The organism is Rhodococcoides fascians A44A, from assembly GCF_000760735.1.
Lineage (GTDB): Bacteria > Actinomycetota > Actinomycetes > Mycobacteriales > Mycobacteriaceae > Rhodococcoides > Rhodococcoides fascians_E.
The window spans coordinates 33022-49696 of the sequence record NZ_JMEX01000009.1; the positions used below are offsets into that span (position 1 = coordinate 33022).

Annotated in this window: 18 protein-coding genes and 1 pseudogene; 11 read left to right on the forward strand and 8 right to left on the reverse strand. The window is 61.3% G+C overall.

The genetic code is table 11. From position 1 onward, the window contains the following. Window positions 1-34: 34 nt before the first annotated feature. Both bcmE and BH95_RS26890 read right to left on the reverse strand, forming a co-directional pair. Window positions 35-1303 carry a thiamine pyridinylase gene (gene bcmE / locus BH95_RS26885; protein ID WP_032364993.1) on the reverse strand — a complete coding sequence of 423 codons (1269 nt, stop codon included), beginning with the start codon at window positions 1301-1303 and terminating at the stop codon, window positions 35-37. 241 nt (window positions 1304-1544) lie between these two features. Continuing rightward, a pseudogene (locus BH95_RS26890) lies at window positions 1545-2251 on the reverse strand (transposase); the annotation flags it as partial. A gap of 110 nt (window positions 2252-2361) precedes the next feature. Between BH95_RS26890 and BH95_RS26895 the strand changes: the two are divergent. Further along, the gene (locus BH95_RS26895; protein WP_052049375.1) at window positions 2362-3990 is read left to right on the forward strand and encodes a hypothetical protein; all 1629 of its coding nucleotides are present in this window, start codon (window positions 2362-2364) and stop codon (window positions 3988-3990) included. A gap of 34 nt (window positions 3991-4024) precedes the next feature. Here the strand turns inward: BH95_RS26895 and BH95_RS26900 are convergent, their stop codons facing one another. Next, the gene (locus BH95_RS26900) at window positions 4025-4324 is read right to left on the reverse strand and encodes a hypothetical protein (RefSeq protein WP_015586093.1); all 300 of its coding nucleotides are present in this window, start codon (window positions 4322-4324) and stop codon (window positions 4025-4027) included. 64 nt (window positions 4325-4388) lie between these two features. On the opposite strand from BH95_RS26900, the gene BH95_RS26905 reads away from it, so the two are divergent. From BH95_RS26905 to BH95_RS26915, 3 genes are all read left to right on the forward strand, one after another. Further along, window positions 4389-4931 carry a hypothetical protein gene (locus BH95_RS26905; protein WP_015586094.1) on the forward strand — a complete coding sequence of 181 codons (543 nt, stop codon included), beginning with the start codon at window positions 4389-4391 and terminating at the stop codon, window positions 4929-4931. A 177-nt stretch (window positions 4932-5108) separates the two neighbouring features. Next, a complete protein-coding gene (locus BH95_RS26910) occupies window positions 5109-5396 on the forward strand; it encodes a type II toxin-antitoxin system Phd/YefM family antitoxin (protein ID WP_230591632.1) in 288 nt (95 codons plus the stop codon). Beyond that, window positions 5393-5671: a type II toxin-antitoxin system RelE family toxin gene (locus BH95_RS26915; protein WP_015586096.1), complete on the forward strand. Its 279-nt coding sequence runs from the start codon at window positions 5393-5395 to the stop codon at window positions 5669-5671. The genes BH95_RS26910 and BH95_RS26915 overlap by 4 nt, the downstream gene beginning before the upstream one ends. Before the next feature lie 21 nt (window positions 5672-5692). Here BH95_RS26915 and BH95_RS26920 read toward each other — a convergent pair whose 3' ends face one another. Then, window positions 5693-6313: a hypothetical protein gene (locus tag BH95_RS26920; protein ID WP_032364994.1), complete on the reverse strand. Its 621-nt coding sequence runs from the start codon at window positions 6311-6313 to the stop codon at window positions 5693-5695. Between the two features lie 313 nt (window positions 6314-6626). On the opposite strand from BH95_RS26920, the gene BH95_RS26925 reads away from it, so the two are divergent. From BH95_RS26925 to BH95_RS26940, 4 genes are all read left to right on the forward strand, one after another. Then, entirely contained in the window at window positions 6627-7130 is a 504-nt protein-coding gene (locus BH95_RS26925) for a hypothetical protein (protein WP_015586098.1), read from the forward strand. Beyond that, window positions 7127-7756, forward strand: a complete 630-nt coding sequence (locus tag BH95_RS26930) for an RES family NAD+ phosphorylase (protein WP_015586099.1) — start codon at window positions 7127-7129, stop codon at window positions 7754-7756. Before BH95_RS26925 ends, BH95_RS26930 begins: the two co-directional genes overlap by 4 nt. Window positions 7757-7819: 63 nt before the next feature. Then, window positions 7820-8890 carry an ATPase AAA gene (locus tag BH95_RS26935; protein ID WP_015586100.1) on the forward strand — a complete coding sequence of 357 codons (1071 nt, stop codon included), beginning with the start codon at window positions 7820-7822 and terminating at the stop codon, window positions 8888-8890. Further along, window positions 8887-9906 carry an ATP-binding protein gene (locus BH95_RS26940; RefSeq protein ID WP_032364995.1) on the forward strand — a complete coding sequence of 340 codons (1020 nt, stop codon included), beginning with the start codon at window positions 8887-8889 and terminating at the stop codon, window positions 9904-9906. The genes BH95_RS26935 and BH95_RS26940 overlap by 4 nt, the downstream gene beginning before the upstream one ends. 325 nt (window positions 9907-10231) lie before the next feature. Here the strand turns inward: BH95_RS26940 and istB are convergent, their stop codons facing one another. Both istB and istA read right to left on the reverse strand, forming a co-directional pair. Then, on the reverse strand, window positions 10232-10987 hold the full coding sequence (gene istB / locus BH95_RS26945; RefSeq protein ID WP_032407552.1) for an IS21-like element helper ATPase IstB: 756 nt from the start codon (window positions 10985-10987) through the stop codon (window positions 10232-10234). Window positions 10988-11045: 58 nt separating this feature from the next. Further along, window positions 11046-12590, reverse strand: a complete 1545-nt coding sequence (gene istA, locus BH95_RS26950; RefSeq protein WP_037185688.1) for an IS21 family transposase — start codon at window positions 12588-12590, stop codon at window positions 11046-11048. 875 nt (window positions 12591-13465) lie between these two features. Between istA and BH95_RS28005 the strand changes: the two genes are divergently transcribed. Continuing rightward, window positions 13466-14095 carry a TetR/AcrR family transcriptional regulator gene (locus BH95_RS28005; RefSeq protein ID WP_015586103.1) on the forward strand — a complete coding sequence of 210 codons (630 nt, stop codon included), beginning with the start codon at window positions 13466-13468 and terminating at the stop codon, window positions 14093-14095. Between the two features lie 351 nt (window positions 14096-14446). Here the strand turns inward: BH95_RS28005 and BH95_RS29730 are convergent, their stop codons facing one another. Continuing rightward, complete coding sequence (locus BH95_RS29730) at window positions 14447-14812, reverse strand: histone-like nucleoid-structuring protein Lsr2 (RefSeq protein WP_015586104.1); 366 nt, start codon at window positions 14810-14812, stop codon at window positions 14447-14449. Window positions 14813-14850: 38 nt separating this feature from the next. After that, window positions 14851-15462 carry a hypothetical protein gene (locus BH95_RS29735; protein ID WP_230620873.1) on the reverse strand — a complete coding sequence of 204 codons (612 nt, stop codon included), beginning with the start codon at window positions 15460-15462 and terminating at the stop codon, window positions 14851-14853. Window positions 15463-15781: 319 nt separating this feature from the next. Here BH95_RS29735 and BH95_RS28945 point away from each other — a divergent pair, with 319 nt between their 5' ends. Further along, window positions 15782-15946, forward strand: a complete 165-nt coding sequence (locus BH95_RS28945) for a hypothetical protein (RefSeq protein ID WP_155289035.1) — start codon at window positions 15782-15784, stop codon at window positions 15944-15946. Between the two features lie 101 nt (window positions 15947-16047). Next, window positions 16048-16515, forward strand: coding sequence for a hypothetical protein (locus BH95_RS26970; RefSeq protein ID WP_139278538.1), 468 nt, complete (start codon window positions 16048-16050; stop codon window positions 16513-16515). The last annotated feature ends 160 nt before the right edge of the window (window positions 16516-16675 follow it).

Consider the following 16675-nt stretch of genomic DNA (forward strand, 5'->3'; position numbering starts at 1 on the left):
CAGCCATTGCTTACGACTTTGCGACGGACTCCTGTCACGGGCGGCGAAGTAGCCCTGCAGGTGTGGAAGCGTACGCGGGGTCGTTGAACACGGCGCTGTCTTCGCCGACATGCTCCGCAACGCCAGCGGGGGGTGGCCCGAGGATTTCAGTTTTGATGCAGCCTTTGGTCGAGTCGAGCCAGGTACGGGAATCGGCCCCAAGTCGAAATGGATGGGCCATGTCGTTGGAAATGATGTTGCGCATGATGTTGTACACCGCCGAATTGGGTTGCCGGGCCAGGAGCTGATTCATCAGCGATTGCCGGGTGGGCACCAGGTATTGCGGTTTCTTTCCTGTTGGGGACATGCACTCGAGCATCACGTTGGTCGATGCAATCAACTTCACGAGCTGGATAGCCGTTGCTCGCTTTTCCTGGGCGATGGCCACATTGACGGAAAGTGCGTCGGTATAAAGCGGTATCCCCACTTTTTCGATAGGTTCGGAGCTCAGCGGCATGACTGAATAGGTCGAGGCGTCGACGTTGTCGATGAAGTGGAAGATTTCGGTCAAGCCTACGAAGGCTCGACCGATCCGCTGGTTCCATTTCGTGATTCGGTCGTAGCCCGAGTCGGGATATGTCGCCTGGGCGTACCCGGCGATGTTTCGCAGCACCTGCATGTCGGCGAGGCCTTGCTGATCGAGTCCTGGACAGGGGGGAAGGGCGGGAGTGAGCGGAAACTGGCCCGACTCCTCCATGACGGCCTGCTCGTACATGCACGCGACGGTCGTTCCCCCAGTAAAATCCAACAGCATGCCTTGACCCTGCGCGGGCCAGACTGCTTTCGGATCCCCGTCGCCGAGGATTTTGTGTAATTCTTCGACAGTCATCCCCGGCGCACCCAGTGCTGCGTCAGTGAGACGGCGAATCAAAATTTGCATGCACCCTAAATACGGTATTCCTTGATACTCCGAGGATTCCGTTTTCAGCGATGCGAGAGACCACGGGTAAAAGTCTGCGGTGCCGTCGATATCGAACTCGACACAGAACTGACGCATGTGATCAGCGAAGATGCAGTCGTAGGCAAAAACGTCCACAGTGGACGGCGGATCGCCTTTGTAACAGTCGTAGGTGTAGACGAAATTGAGAGCGACATCCGGTTGGACGCTGTGCCACGCGGCTCTGATGGTGGACTCGAACCATTTCGGTTCGGGCGTGTACGGGTACAAGGCGACGTTCAACGTGGATGCGTCGCTGGCTGGAGGTGGCTGGTTGGTGGGGCCGGAATCCTTGTTCAAACTGCGTCCGAACTCGGTACTGGTCACTGCACACTTCCCGTCATCACACTGTCTGCAGGGGAACGGCGATTGCCTCATACAGTCGCATGATTTTCCGAAAGTGGCAAGGATCACATTTACTTACCCTCGATCCACGGACTGAGGTGACCCACTGTGGTCGATGACCGAATTGTGGGGTCGGGACTGGTTGGGCGTGTTTCGTCCGCTGGTCTACCCAGCATTTCCACGATTGTCGTTGCTCGGGCCGAGTCGGCGGGTCGGGTGAGGATCAGGCGGGTGTGGGTGGGCTGATGCCAATGATGTTGCGCCATAATTGAAGCCACGCATCGAGCCACGGCCAGTGTCGCGGCAGGTGCAGTGTGGGTGTGCGTTGTGGCCGCACGAAACGCGCGGCAATGTTGACGATTTGCGCCGTAGCGTTATTCCGCGAGCTTTCGCGTGACGCCCGCCGGAGACGGTTCCGGCGGCGCGCAGCAGGTTGTGGGCGATCGCTGCGCACTGCACCCAGGCAGAGCTCGCGCCAAACGATCCTGACGGCATGTGCGCGAGCGGTCCGTCGATCAGATCCGAGAACACAGTCTCGATGACCGCGTGTGCACGGTGGACGACATCTGCGGTCGTCGTCGGCAGGGTGCTGTTGGTAAAAAACGGGTGATACCGCCACACCGGAAACAATGCATCGCGGTAGCGGGCGTCTTTGACCCGCCGCACGATCAACCGTGCAGAAACAGGATACGCGGTGGAAGAGAAAGCGGTGAACGATGTTTCGGCGACCTCGGCGTCGGAGATCCAGCCGTCGGTGTCGGGGTCGCGGACCGCTCCCGGGTAGCGCACGGGCGTCCACGCGGTGTCAGGGATGGAGGCGATCGCTCGTTGGACGATTCGGTTCTTGATCAGTACGAACGAGAACTTGATGCAGGCGCGTACGACGCGGCTGTTGCCGTAGGCGGAGTCGCCGCGGACCATGATTTTCCCGCTGGCGAGACTGGATGTCGCAGCTCAGCCCTAGTCATCCGGGCGAGCACGGGTGGCCCATTCTAAGTCGACTCTCAGCCCGGTCGCCTGCCCTCCGTACGATCAAGGGGGTGCTGACCGATCCACTGCCGAATTCCGGCTCACTTGAGCGCTATGAGGCTTTGCCCACGATTCTCCAGCTGAGGAGCTACCTCTCGGAGATCCAGGCGGAGCCGACCGAGTGGATCTCGGTTCTACGGAATCGAGGGAGCGGAATCAAGTACAGCTCGCTTCAACCTCTTCTGGTGGCGACATCGGACCAGCGCAAATTCCTCGCCACTACCGATTGGTCCATCAACGACCTCGGCGAGCCCAGTTACAGCTCTGATCGCCTCCCGGCCTTCCGCGACGGCTTGACCTCCAACCCTGATGGCTACGACCTTCATCTGTTCGTCAACGTGTCCTGGGTGCCATCGGCAACCACAGAACCCGTTATCGAATTCACGCCGTCGTTCGTATGGTGGTTGGGCCTGATCACGCGATCGAACGAGACAATGTATCGAACTAATCACGCGGGCCGCGATGAGGAGGTCGTCGAGATCGTCAGACCGAATCCTGGTGAATACGAGGTTCGAGTCAATGCACGGCACCTCCGAAAGTATCTCGCGGCCCGGAGCATGAGCCTGGTGATCCAGCACGCCCATTCTCGGGCTGACGACAGCGTGCATGAAGCTCGGATCGACCTTGAGATTCGCACCAAAGACGCAGCGTTCGCCTACACGGCGTGGGACGCGTATCGGGGGCCTGGTTTCGTAGCGCAGTTGGTTGGGAAACAGGCAGTTTTGCCGTTCGCGTCCGCTGGCGAGCACCCCGACGATCTGCAAAGGCCTGAGCGGTTTCAATCGTTCATCGTTGACATCGACCCCTCGACCGGCGACGAGGTTCGTTTGAGTTGCGAGCGCGATGAAGCGAACTACCTCACCCCAGTCTTCTTCGACACGGATGTTCTGACCCGATACCGCGACAACCCAGACCGCTACACGGTGCTGCGGACCGATGTCTCGTGCCACGGTCGGTGGGCCATCGATGTCGACATCAACGGTGCCAACCTCGTCCAGGTGTGGCTGGGACACCTCATCCGGCTACCCGAGACCGAGCGAGAGCACTGGCTCACACACAACGTCCCGCCGAACGGTGGAATAACCATCACACGTAGCGTGCGGGACCTAGCGGGCCAGTGGGTAGAGGACGAACGCCCTGACCCTGCTCGGCTGAGACGAGCTAAGGCAGAACTCATCGAGGCGTTCACTGGCTACTTCGGTGAGTCGTTGTACAAGCAACTCGGCCCGGCTGACCTCCGTGCGTTCGATGCCTTGGCATTGTGTACCAATCCAACCGAAGGCCAAAGCGACAACGGTGTCATGGTTCTGTCGAAAGGGATCGTGGATGCACTCGATGTCAAGACTCTTCGAGAGTCCTCGGGCGCGGACACGAATAGTCCTTCGCTTGCCTGCCTACAGCTACTCGTCGAGAACTTGGGTGCCGACCCGAATGGTCTCGTCGGACCCCTACGCCAGCTTCAGGGAATCCGATCGGCAGGCTCGGCCCACATGAAGGGCACGAAATTTACGACTGCGCTGTCGGCCGCAGGACTGAATTCTCTTCAGCCGGACAAACAATTCGAGACAATCGTAGATCGGGTTACGATGGCTCTGCAGGGCTTGTCCGAGCTGTTCCGAAGGACGCCCCCGCAAGTGTGATGGTGCCGGTCATTTTGTTCCAGTCTCGCTCTGATCATGGGTTCGCATTGATCTCACCCCACGCGTCTAACGCGTGTTGGTAGGTCGCCACAGCACCCGATTCAGTCGGAGCATCGCAGAGCGCGATCGCAGCCCTGGCAAGCGACGCGAGCGCAAGATCTCCCAGATCCAAGATCGCGTCGTCGCCATGACTGAGCAGAGTAAGCATCGTGGTAGCCATCATCTTCGGATGTTCCAGGACTTCAGCGGGCTGAGGCTGGCCCAACTCGATCAAGGCCAGCGCTTCGAGAAACATCGGTACAGCGAACGCCACCCTCGGATTGATTGCGCTCATAGCGTGAAGGTTAGCAATCGGCCGAATACCGGATGTTCTGGAGAATCTCTGAGACGGTGGAGGTATGACATCGAAACGTACCTCCGCCGGCGACAAACGCGCCCGCAAGGTCCAGCAACGTCGAAAGCGACTTGCACAGCAAGGGGTCTCACGTGAGCAGCACGCTGCGCTGGTGCTCGAGCGCAGCGGTGATCCCTCGTTCGTGCAACGGCGCACCAACGCCGACGGTGGGCGCACTCTGTCGTGGAGCAAGGACATGGTGGGTGGTGCGGAGCTCAACGACTCTCTCGAAGAGCAGCGACAGGCGTTTCGGGACAAGTTCGGCCGAGATCTCGGGCCGAACGATCCATTGTTCTTCGACCCAGCTGCTGACACGCCGCAGGAGATCAGTGAGGAGAACTTGTTGGCGGACGTGGACTCCCTGATCGACAAGGCCCGCGAAGCAGGGGAGAACCCCGCCTACTTCCAAGCATGGCGCGACACCGGGTTCTTGCTCACCGAACACAACATGCATCTGTTCTCCGCGTCGGATATCGACGAATGGAACGCGGCGCTCGAACGGCATTGGGACGAAGCGGCATTCGGGCCGTTCGACGATGCATCTTAGGACCTACGGCATGTTCGGGCGGCTGCAGCGAGTCCGAGAGCGGTGGTGAAATTCCCACGCCGCTGACCGCGCGCACTGAAGTCGGATGGGCGAACTTCGGGTTTTGGTCACCAGTTAGTGCTGTGTCGCGTCGAACGGCAATTGCACCCTCGCACTATTTGCGCTCTAATTATGTACATGACTACTTTGCCGGTCGCGGATGCGCGTGCGCGTCTGTCCAAGATTGTGGACGATGCAGAACAAACCCACGCCCGGTATGAGATCACCCGTAATGGGCACCGGGCTGCTGTGTTGCTCGCTGCCGACGATTTCGATGCGCTGCAGGAGACCATTGCAGTGCTATCGGATCAGGAACTGCTGACATCTCATCTTCGGGGCGTGGCGGAGCTGCCTGAGGGTGACAGTCTCGATGCGAAGGAGTTGGCCGAGGTCATGCGGGTCGCTGGCCGGTCTACCCGCGCGTGAGTGAGCCTGAAGCGCCGTATCGGCTTGTGATTGCTCGATCAGCGTCTCGCGCTATCAGTCACACTCTTCCCGAGAAGGTCGCCGCTGCGGTGTACGAGTTCATCACCGGAGCATTGCTGGAGAATCCGCAGCGGGTCGGGAAGCCCCTGGCCCCGCCGCTTTCGCCCGCCTACAGCGCCCGCAGAGGCACCTACCGGGTTCTCTATCTGATCGACGCCGGGCAGCGCATCGTGCAGGTCACCGCGATCTCACACCGGTCAGATGCCTACCGCTGAGAAGATTGCGTAGCTACCGGATTATGTTGCGGAGATCAAGCCTCGTAGGCGTAAGGCTTCCACCAATGGTGGGTGGGTCGCGGTCTCCATCCAACCAGATTTTCGGTCCGCCTTGCTGCCGAGTGAGTCGGATACTGCGCTTCGCAGAATTCGGAGGGCATCTTCGATCGCCTCGCGATCGGCGTGATCGCGATCGAACCAACTCATGTCCGCGCCGATGACTCGTTCGTACTGCACCAGGGCACCATCCTTGTTCACTCCCGCTGTCTCCATCAGATCTAGTGAACCGATCGAGAAGACCAGAGCCCGAGTGATCGTTGTCGGCATTCCGCGCCGGTTTGCTTGGTAGACGGTCGGATCGACAATCCGGCCCATTGCCGGAATCCACAACACTAGGTGTCCTGTCCACCATGTGTCCGACTCCCATTTCGGTGTGCGGCTTCCCAGCTCCACCCACTGCTCGTCCGACCACGCCACCTGCCCGTACACGACCAACGGCTCAGCCTCGATCCCGTAGTCACGCAATGCCGGAATCAGGCAACGCACCGCAGCAATGCAGGTGCCGGAAAAACCGCCCTCGGTGTAGGCCTGCCAAATCTGGCAATGCCGGTCGATGATCTGCACTTCTGCCGGTGCAGTCACGCCAGGATTCGCAGGGGGACGGATCCCCGCTACCGGTGGTGTGACGTACCCGGCCCGCTGCGCCCATTCTGGCAATGCAGCGGCTCCCGGACCGCTACGCGATCGCCCTGACCCCTTGCCTGCACCCTTGCGTTTCTTGCTCACCGGTGACATTTAGACGCTCCCAACCCACCTCGACTCTCTGCCCCGTCGCAGGAGTTTCGCGTCCCGACCGTACCGGCCAGGTACGACACTTCCCGCACGCTAACGATCACATCCCTGTATTCAGGTTGACATGGTTGACATGACGCGAACAGCCGGGGATGATCAGGGTATGTCCACTGTCGAGAAGGATTTCGAGGTCATGGCGCACCGGCTGGTCGAGGCCAGTGGCGCGCCGGACGAGCGTGATCTGGCGTATGCAATAGCGGGCCTCGGCGGCATCGTCAACGGCCTCAAGGCGCGTCGCGCGTGGAGTGAGCACGTAGGGGAAATCTTGACCCCCAGTCAGGCCCTCGACGTTGCGGGTTGGACGCGTGCTGCCTTGAGCAAGGCTGTGAAAGAGAACCGCGTTCTTCGGTTGACCGGCAGCAACGGCAAATACGGCTACGCCGCCGCAGGCTTCACCGATGCCCAACCGGCGAAGCCGATTCTCGGCATCCAAGAGGTGCTGCGTGTGTGGGCGGGGCAGGACCCGCGTGGATGGTTGGCGGTCGCGTGGCTGACTACCGAACAGCCAGAGCTCGACGGCCGTACACCTCGGCAAGCACTTCTCGACGGGGACGTTCCTACGGCTGCTCGCGCTGCCCGGGCTGCGGTCAGTCGGCTTGCGGCGTGAGCGCTGAACGCGCCGTCGTTCATCTGTTCGAGCCCAAGCCCGTCGGTGAATTGGCGGAGCGATTTCCGTCGTGCGTCTACCCGGCTGGGGCCGAGCTGTTTCGATCGCATCAGGCCAGTCTGGGACCGTGGTGGTACTCATCGAATGGCGGCGGCAGGTTCGACCTCGAAGCCCCTGATGGGACTTGCTACCTGGCCGAAGACGAAGTGGTCACTCTCCTGGAGATTTTCGGTGGCCAACAGGTCGTGCCGAGATACGAGGTCGATGCGCGTGCAGCGTCGACGATCACGTTGGATGCTGATATCAGGCTCGCTGATCTGACTGCGAACACCGGTGTCGCGCTCGGAGTCACGGCAGAAATCTTTACTACCGCCGACTATCCGCTGACGCAGCGGTGGGCGGCCGCGTTACGGGAGGCCGGGTTCGAGGGTCTGCGGTACTGGGCCCGCCACGACCTCGAACATGCCCGGCGGTGCATTGCACTGTTCGGGCAAGCGGGGGTGGCAGGCGAGGAGCATCGTCATACCGTCCAGGCCACGGTCACCCTGTCTGAGCGAGCGGACCTGCTGGAGCGGTGGCGTGAAGAAACTGGTGTCGCGATCTTGGACGTACCAGATCTGTTGTAGCGATCGTGGTCAACCGCCCGCAAGGTATTGCTAACGAAACTTACAGTAAGTACTGTAAGTCTCATGAAGATCAGCGCACGTCCTCTGCTCGACAATTCCGTCGACGCCGAACTGTTCGTCGGCCGGCGAGACGAACTCGCCGCGATATGGGACGGATTGAACGCTGAGCTCAACGTTCTGGTGACGGGGGACCGCGGCACAGGCCGAACGTCGCTGCTTAGACAGCTGCAGCTCGACAGCCGAGAGCCGTTCACCGGTGCCCGCCGCGAAGGCGACTTCCCGATGAGCTTCGTTCGGGTCGAGGGGATCTCGGACGGCCGTGACGTGCTCGCCCGCGTCGTAGAACAGGTCACCGGCGAACCGGCAGTCGACAGTGACGGGCCCGACGTCTTGCTGCGGCGATTGAGTGACTTTCGCCTGCAGTTCATCGACGCCACGCTTCGGAGGTGGGCAGCAGAAAGCGACGACGGCACTGCTCCGCTTGGGACGCGGCTGTATCCGGTGATCATCGTCGACGACGTCACCGCATCGGCCGGGCACGCACTGTTCGGGCGGTACCGCGATGAGGTGTGGGCGACGGGATACCTGTGGGCGGTGTCGGTGCGTGAAAGTGACCGTCAAGGTCTCCTGACTCCGCCTGCAGATGCATTCTTCGAGAAGATCGTCGACGTACCCCCGCTCTCGAGAACGGAAAGCATCAAGTTGATCACTCGCCGCGCGGGAATCGACATGGAACCGCAAGCCAGCACCCTCGCTGATGCGGTAGGGCGAAACCCCCGAGATCTGGTAAGTGCTCTGCGGGGATTCCTGCAGGACCCCGGGTCGTACGAGGACAACTACCTGGCCCTCGCCGATAGAGACAATGCGCTCTGGGCTTTGGGTCGCCCAGCGTCGATGCTGGCGGCCGAAATGAAGGTGCGGGGCCCGGTCAGCGCATCGGATGAAGACTTGCTGGCCGCGTTGGGGTGGACGCGTCCTCGTGCTGTACAAGTCTTCAAGCAACTTTACGAGAAGGGGCTGGTCCGGAGCAGCGAAGTCTCGTCAGGTCCCGGGCGGCCGCGGCGGGTGTACGAGTTGACTCCGCCGGCGGAATGGCTGCGGACCGAACACGCTGATCCGGAGGACCAGAAATGAGTGACGCCCTACTGCGTCAATTGCGGGACTCGAAGGCCTTCGACCCGTCGCCGGATCCGGATCGTATGTGGCAGGTCCATGTGCCGTTCGACGTCCTCACTGGCCCCGTGAGTGGTGACTACGAGCAGCGCTTCATGGACGCTGTTCGGCGGCGTGAGCGTGTGGCTCTGATCGGTGCCAGTGGCTCGGGTAAGTCCTCGATCACCGAGTACGTGATGGACGCTCTTCACTCCGAAAACGTTGCAGCACTGAGGATCAGGATGGGATTTCAGACCGACTCCCTCGTCTCCGATCCGGCTGAATTCCCGCGTCTGTTGGTCAACACCATCGCCAAACAGCTCGACGAGAACCGGGCAGTCCAGAAGATTGCTCGGGAAATGCGTGGAGGTTCCCCACATCGACCGGTCAAATTCTCGGTTGGTCTCCCATGGTTGGCCGGCAATCTCGCGATCGAGCTCGGCAGCGTGGTGAACGAACCATCGCAAGGTGAGGATGTCGTGGATCAGGCCATCAGGGTCCTGGAACTGATTTCGCGCAGTGGCTTGATTCCGACGCTCGTGCTCGATGACACGGACCAGTGGATACGTCGTCCAGGTATCGGCGTCGATCCGGAGCCGCGGATCGCAATGTTCTTCGGCTTGACTCTGAGGATGATCGCCGAGCGACTTCCGGCAGCATGTGTCGTCGCCGTCCATAACGACTACATCGACAGCCCCCACTACAAACAGGCTCGCGAATACCTGAACACGCGAATCACCCTGCCCGCCTTAGCTAATTCAGCCGCGCTGGGGTCGATCATCGGTAGGCGGGCCCGCCAGGCCGCGGGAAATCCGAATCTCGGCGCGGTCGACGTCATCGACGCTGACGCCCTCCAGCATCTCTTCGACCACTACGGGGCCGGTCGCAGTGTCCGCCGGGAGCTGGTCGTATTGCAGGATGCGTTGGTACGAGCGTGTTCTGCAGTAAGTGAGACCATCGCCGCAGCTCACGTCGTCGCTGCGATCGCTGCAGGCTAGGACACGACTACCGTCGTAGGTAGTTCGCAAAATGCATCGCCTGAACTGCAATTCGGGTTTACCAACCCCTTTGCAGCTTCAGTAGTAGGTGTGAAACTGCTTGGCCCTGTCCACCGCATCGAGGACCTCAGCGTCGAGGCCTTGAGCTTCTCGTTCGATCGCGTTTACCCGTCGCTTCATGCCTGCTCTGGCGAGCCACGGCGACCACATCAGTCGACTGAGCTGCGCTGCTGTCGACGGTCGCGTAATTCCCCAGGGGTCGTTGTCACGTAATTCCCCAGGTCCGGAGCTGCTGTGGTGAGGATATCGGTGACGGGCTCGGTTGTCAGGTGGTCTTGGTGCCGGGTCGTTTGCGGGGTCGATACGACGGTCCGTCCATGAGGACTTGGTGGCTGGTGTTGATGAGCCTGTCGAGGAGGGATTCGGCGACGACGGGGTTGGGGAAGAGTGGGTACCAGTCTTTCGGGGCTCTGTTGCTGGTCAGGATCAGGGGTTTGCCGGCGATGGCGCGGTCGGAGACCAGGTCGTAGAGGTCATCGGATTGTGTGGTGGTGTGCTCTCGCATCGCGAAGTCGTCGATGATGAGCACGTTGGGACGGGTGTATTCGCGCATGCGTTGTCCTATGGTGCGGTCGGCGTGGCCGCCCGCGAGGTCGGCGAGCATGCGTGAGCATTTGACGAACCGGATGTCCCCTCCGCGTCGGGCTACCTGATGGCCGAGCGCCTGTGCGACATGGGTTTTCCCGACACCGACGGGCCCGTAGAGGATGACCGATTCCCCGGCGTCGAGCCACCGCAACGCGGCGAGGTCGCGGAGCATCGCAGCAGGGAGTTTCGGGCTGACGGTGAAGTCGAAGTCCTCGAAAGTGTTGGCCTGCTCGAACTTCGCTCGGCGCACTCGTCGGGTGAGGGCGGCGGATTCTCGGCGTGCGATTTCGTCTTCGCAGAGCACTTGCAGGAACTCGAGGTGTCCGAGTTGCCCGTCTCGGGTTTGCGCGAGCCGAGCGTCGAGGGTGTCGAGCATGCCGGTGAGTTTCAATGTCTTGAGTGCGGTCCGCAGGGATGGGTCGTGAATGGTCATAGTGATGTCCTTGGATTCGAATGTGGTTGTGGTGCAGCGTGAATAGATGCTGTCGAGTTCAGGCGCTCTGTTGAGTGTCGAACGCGTCGGGTCCGCGGAGTAGGGCCGGCGGCGCAGGTACCGAGGGGTGATCGTCGGTCTGCTCTCCTCGTTCGGTGCCGGCGACGAGGAGTCCTTTGATGGTGCGGTAGTGCACGTCGTCGAGTTCGAGTGCCCGGGTGCAGGCCGCATCGAGTCGGGTGTCGGGGTATTTCTCGCGGAGTCGGATGATCGCCTGGATGGCGCGCAGGCGGTGGATGGCGTTGACCGTCGACAGCTCCTCGATGACTTTCGTTGCCCCGGAACCGATCTGCTCGGCTTGGCTGCGGCACCACGTGACGGTGCGCAACGTGTGTGCGACTTTGTGCGGTGGGTAGTGCTCGAAATTCGTCGACCGCCCACTCAGATGAAGAACGTGAGTGGCAGCGACAGTATCGTCGTGAAAGACCTGGACCATGTCTCCGGCGGTGCGGACGGTGACCTTCTGCCCGAGCAGTCGCCACGGCACCGAGTAGAACGCTGCGCCTGCTTTGACGTGGCAGTCCGGTGCGACAGTGCCGATCGAATATCGGACGGTCTCGAACGGGCGCACGGGGAGCGGGGCGAGGGCGGATTGTTCGATCGCCTCGAACATCGCCGACGGCGTCACGCCGTCGAGCCCGCGGTGTCGATGTTGCCCGTATACCTCGCTTGCCCAATGCAATGCCGCGGTCTGCATCTGTACGAGTGAGGTGAAGTCGCGGCCCGCCCAGAACGAGTCACGAATGTAGGGCATGGGCCGCTCGACGCGGGGTTTGTCCTTGGGTTTGCGGGCCCGGGCGGGATCGATGAGGGTGCCGTAGAAGCTCGCCAGCTCCTGATAGGCGGGGTTGATCATCGGGTCATAGAGATCGGGTCGCTCCACACCGGTTTTGAGGTTGTCGCACACCAGCCGGGCCGGGACGCCGCCGAAGAACTCGAATGCAGCGACGTGCGAGGCGTTCCACGATGTCTGGTCCATCCGGAAGACAGGTTGGACGAACATCTTTCGTGAGCACGCGAGGATCATCACGAATGCCCACACGGTCACTCGTCGGCCGAGGTTCGGGTCGAACCACATGCCGAGTTTGCCGTAGTCGATCTGTGCTTCGCTGCCCGGTTCGACGGCCCCGCGTGGGACGGTGACTTTCTCTTCGAGCCGTTGCTCGGCGAATGCCGTTGCGATGTAACGTCGTACGGTCGATTCGGAGACATCGACGTGGTGATCATCGCGAAGACGCTGCGCGATGGTAGCGACGGTGACCGGCACATCGAGTTGTTCGGTGATCCACTCGTGGTGCGGTGCGATGTGTTCCCACGTCAAGGCGCGGGCCGCGGGATCGGTCAATGCGGGGAACCACTGGCCGATGCGTTCACGCCAGAGCTGTTCGTCGAACACCTCTGCCGGTGCCGGTTCGATACCGTCGCGCACTGCTGGTTGGAGGTACTTGCGGATGGTTTTGCGGTCGATGCCCAGCGCCTGATGGATCTCGACTTGGGATCGGCCGGCGTTCCAGTGTCGGAACATCTCGATGAGATCGTTCACGGTGAATGACTTCCTTGCCACCTCAGGCCCCTTCCACGAGCCCTTGGCAGGACCACGTGTCAGGAGCGAACCTGAGCAGCACCCGAACCCCGCACCGACACGCCCCAGGGTGGGGAATTACGTGACAGCGGGTGAGGAATTACGTGACGGACAACCCCTCACACCTGGGGAATTACATGACCGCTGACACGCTGCTGACAAGCGCACACATCGCCCCAGCGCAGTGTTGATTCCCCCGGCTTCTTCCTGACCGTCTTTCTGCTTTACGTCGTCGTCGCTCGTCAGGCGCGCCACAGTGGCCAGTTGGATGTACAAACGCAGTGGCCGTCGCGGAACCCGTGCAATGATCGCGGCCGTCTCAAGCTCGCGGACACTGTCCTTGAAGTGCTGAAACGACGGATCAGTGGACGACGACCCTGCCCATCGGGTGCGTTCGGTGCTCGCCAAGTGCCGGAGAACCTCGCTACGCAGTTGACGGCGTTGCTGACTGCCGATCAGGTACTGGCCCGCAAAGGATCCGATACCGAGAGCTCCGATAATCGAGGCCACACCACTGATATCCATTTCGTAACAGTATTCGGATCCAGAACTTGGGGTCGGTTGACGCAACGTGAGTGGTGAAAAAGGAGAGATTTTTCCGTACCTATTGCGCCTCACGCGGCAGCAGATGTTCCGACTCCCGAATATTTGCCGGTGCTCGAAGTGTCCACCTCCGCAGGCATAATCGTGGACTGTTGGAGCCGATCGACTTTGGAATGGCGAAATTCCTCGCCTAGGGACGGTAGTGCTTCGGTCGCCGACAGATGGTCGGATCCGCGCGTGCGAATCGGAGTAGAAGGCAGTCCTATGTGGCGATGGACCGGAGAGAGTGTGACATGACGGTTGCCGATCAGAAGGTTTCGGAGCGGGAGAATGCCGAGCATCGCGCGCGTCCTCCGCAGAAACGTGCGCAACGGACCCGTGACGCGTTGATTACCGGTGCGGCTCGAACCATCGCATGTGGGGGAAGCGGCGTCACGGTCAACGACCTGATACAGGCTGCAGGGGTGACCAAAGGGGGCATGTACTTCCACTTCCCATCGAAGGACGCTGTTGTTCATGCAGTGGTCGACCAGGCTGCTCGACAATGCGAGTTCCTCCGGGCGCATCGCCCGTCTACAGGAGACACTGTGGCCGATGTTCAGGACTTGCTCGGCGGCTACTTCACTCATGCGAAACGGTATTGGTCTCTGAGGGCAGCAGCGGTGTTGTGGACCGACCTCCACTACGAGGACGTCGCACGGGCCGCGACCTACCACCCTCTCAGGGCCGCGGTCCTGGCCCTTCTGACCAGCAACGGCAGGCTGCCGACGATATCGGTGGACACTGCCGATGCTGTCATGGCCATCGTGTGCGGCGTGACGACCACCGCCGGGCCGGGGGGCTTCGGTGACGGCGGCGATCTCGACACCGTCCTGCGGTTGACGGGGCCCGTGATCGCGGCTGCCGGTGCAGTGGCGGTATGAACAGCGGTGGCGGGGACTCCGGGAAGCCTTGATCTCCGCCGGTTACCCGCGGCCGGTAGTGGGCGACGAGCCGGGCCAGCTCACGTTGTCGTGGGGCACCGGTGTCGGCGTACGAGAGATGTGTGTGAGCCCTTCAGGGGTGGTCGCCCGGACACCGGACGCGGTCTTTGCCTTGGGCCTGTTACGTCAGTCGGCAGCAGACTGGGTATCGCCGCTGCACCCGCTGATCGCAGAGCCGATCGTGCGCACATCCGAATCGCCCTTTCGGGTAGTCGAGCCGGTGACCAACATCGTTCGGAGCGCGTCGGTGATCCGGCGTTCGATGACGTGCCAGGTGAGTTTCCTGGGCTGTCAGTGTGCGGCGTTGTACGCCTCTTCGATGTCGGTGGGGATGCGGCCTCGATCGCCGATCTCGTGACCGTTGTCCGCCGCCCACTGCCGAATTGCGCGAGTCTGCGCCGGGTCACGCTTGGCCGGTGTCCCGGCTGTCGAAGGCGTCGACGCGGTTGCGGGGAAGGGTTTACGTTTGCGTCCGCCAACCCGCGCGGCGTGCTTGATGTAGTAGTCGAGCTTTCTGTGAAACTCGCTGGCGTTCTTTGCTTTCAAGTCGATCACGTACTCGACGCCCTGGACCGCGAACTCGATCGTTTCACCGGAGTCGTCGATGACCGATCCGTCGATGTCGTCGACCAATTGAATCGTTTCTAGCTTGGCCACAGTGAAGAAACCCTCTCGCAAAAATGTATGGAAGACAGCTAAGTGAGCGTATAACGGGTCTGCGTGGTCGTGACAACTGTGGGTGCGGCGCGCGTGGTTCGGATGCAGGATCGAGAGAGTGCGATTATGGGCAGCGCTCCATTCGTGGTCGGCGATGAAGCCCAAGTTACTAGTCGGGCGATGACGTCGACGCCGTCGAATGTCTGGTTGTGCTGTTCTGACGACCGTTCGATCAGGGAAATGAGGCGGACCAGCCCTTCCGCGTATCGGGCCAGGGTCCGCGGCGAGAGGTCGTAAAATCGGTACACCCATATCGTCCCGGAAGTGGCCTCGTTGAGAACGCGCGCGGCCGTGCGCGGATCGATGACAACGCTGCCGCCTACATCAGAGGGGTCGTATTCGCCCGTGTCGGCGGGTCCTTCGACATTCTGCGCGTAGTAGCCCACAACGTTGGTCGCGTCTGTGTAGCGGTACCTCTTCGCTTTCAGTGCGCGGAGCAGGAAGCCCTCGTAGATGTAGTTGTCACCACGCTTGGTGGGGTAGACCGTGCCGTCGTTGTATCCCTGATACGCACTACGCTGATCATCAGCGACATCGACGCCGCCGAACCCCCTGATCAGGATTAACGGTCGGCATTTTATTTCGCCCATCTGAACCTCCACGAGTGTTCGTCGCAGCAGGCACATGCCCCCGCTGTAACTCGTCGTCCTTGACTCAAATCGACGGGTGGAGATACCTGAGGTGCAACCGCGAACCCGCTGAGCTGGTCGTTGCGGCCAGGCCGCTTCTGATGGTCCTCGTGTTGGGGGGCGATGTCACTGGTAGTTAGGGCTGACAACCGTTTGAACGGCAGACCCGTTGGCCTGCGGATGAGAATTCGAGCTGTTCGTGGTGTCCGGTCCTGACGCTAGTGTGCATCGACAGAGACAGCCAACAGGGGCCTTGGCCTATCGGTGGGGGTGAATGATCATGCGAGACAAGAGCGGTGGAGATGTGAACGTCGACGGAAGCGGGGACGCCGTAGGACACGTCGTGGACAGGTTCGCCGCGGTGATGACCGAATTCGACGTCGATACTGCCGGCGTGGGTGTGCCGTGTATCGATTCGGTGTGGCAGGGGGAGTTGCGGGGATGAGGGGCCGGCAGCTCGTCGTTGTTGACGTCCACACCACGGGGCCGTCGTTCGAGGCTCACGAGGCCTTCGAGCTCGCCGCGATCGACGGTGCATCCGGGAGGGTGTGGGATCTCGCGCTGCCTTTGACATCGGCACAGCTCGAACGGGCGGATTCAACATTCCTGCAGCTCAGCGGATACCACCGTCGACGGCTGGTGGAAAAGGCGCAGCATGACGCGTTGACCATTGGAACGGAGCTCGCGGCGCTCAGTGATGTGTTGGCTGGAAACACGCTCGGCGGCGCAGATCCGGAGATCCATGCGGCATTTTTGAGCAAGGTCTTTCACCGGCATGGTGTCCGGTCGCGTTGGCACCACCTGCCCGCAGATATCGCGGCGTTGACCGCCGGTGCCCATGGGATCCCCGCAACCAACATTCCGCGGCTGGAGGTGTGCTGCGAATTGTGGAATGTGCAGCTCGCGGAATTTCCTTCGGCGCTGGATCGGGCGCACGCTGTCGCCGATTGCTTCGCGGCGTTCGACCGCAGAAGCGGACGGGAATCGGTGTCGGCAACGCTCAGAGGCGAGTAGGTGTTGAAGCAGCCGCTTATTGCGCTGGGCCACACCTGAGCCCCGCAGTTCTGTCTCGGTAGTCACGCTATCGCAGGCGGCGAATCCAGACGAATGGTATTCTACGAGTTAATACTCGTATTTGATGGCAGCGGCCGTCACCGTTGGACGTGGGGATCTG

Excerpts from the sequence above, each read along its gene's own strand:
- BH95_RS26900 (WP_015586093.1), bottom strand. The coding sequence starts at position 4,324 with ATGAGCGCAATCAATCCGAGGGTGGCGTTCGCTGTACCGATGTTTCTC.
- BH95_RS26905 (WP_015586094.1), top strand. The coding sequence starts at position 4,389 with ATGACATCGAAACGTACCTCCGCCGGCGACAAACGCGCCCGCAAGGTC.
- BH95_RS26910 (WP_230591632.1), top strand. The coding sequence starts at position 5,109 with ATGACTACTTTGCCGGTCGCGGATGCGCGTGCGCGTCTGTCCAAGATT.
- BH95_RS26925 (WP_015586098.1), top strand. The coding sequence starts at position 6,627 with ATGTCCACTGTCGAGAAGGATTTCGAGGTCATGGCGCACCGGCTGGTC.
- BH95_RS26935 (WP_015586100.1), top strand. The coding sequence starts at position 7,820 with ATGAAGATCAGCGCACGTCCTCTGCTCGACAATTCCGTCGACGCCGAA.
- BH95_RS26940 (WP_032364995.1), top strand. The coding sequence starts at position 8,887 with ATGAGTGACGCCCTACTGCGTCAATTGCGGGACTCGAAGGCCTTCGAC.
- istB (WP_032407552.1), bottom strand. The coding sequence starts at position 10,987 with ATGACCATTCACGACCCATCCCTGCGGACCGCACTCAAGACATTGAAA.
- BH95_RS28005 (WP_015586103.1), top strand. The coding sequence starts at position 13,466 with ATGACGGTTGCCGATCAGAAGGTTTCGGAGCGGGAGAATGCCGAGCAT.
- BH95_RS29735 (WP_230620873.1), bottom strand. The coding sequence starts at position 15,462 with ATGGGCGAAATAAAATGCCGACCGTTAATCCTGATCAGGGGGTTCGGC.
- BH95_RS28945 (WP_155289035.1), top strand. The coding sequence starts at position 15,782 with ATGCGAGACAAGAGCGGTGGAGATGTGAACGTCGACGGAAGCGGGGAC.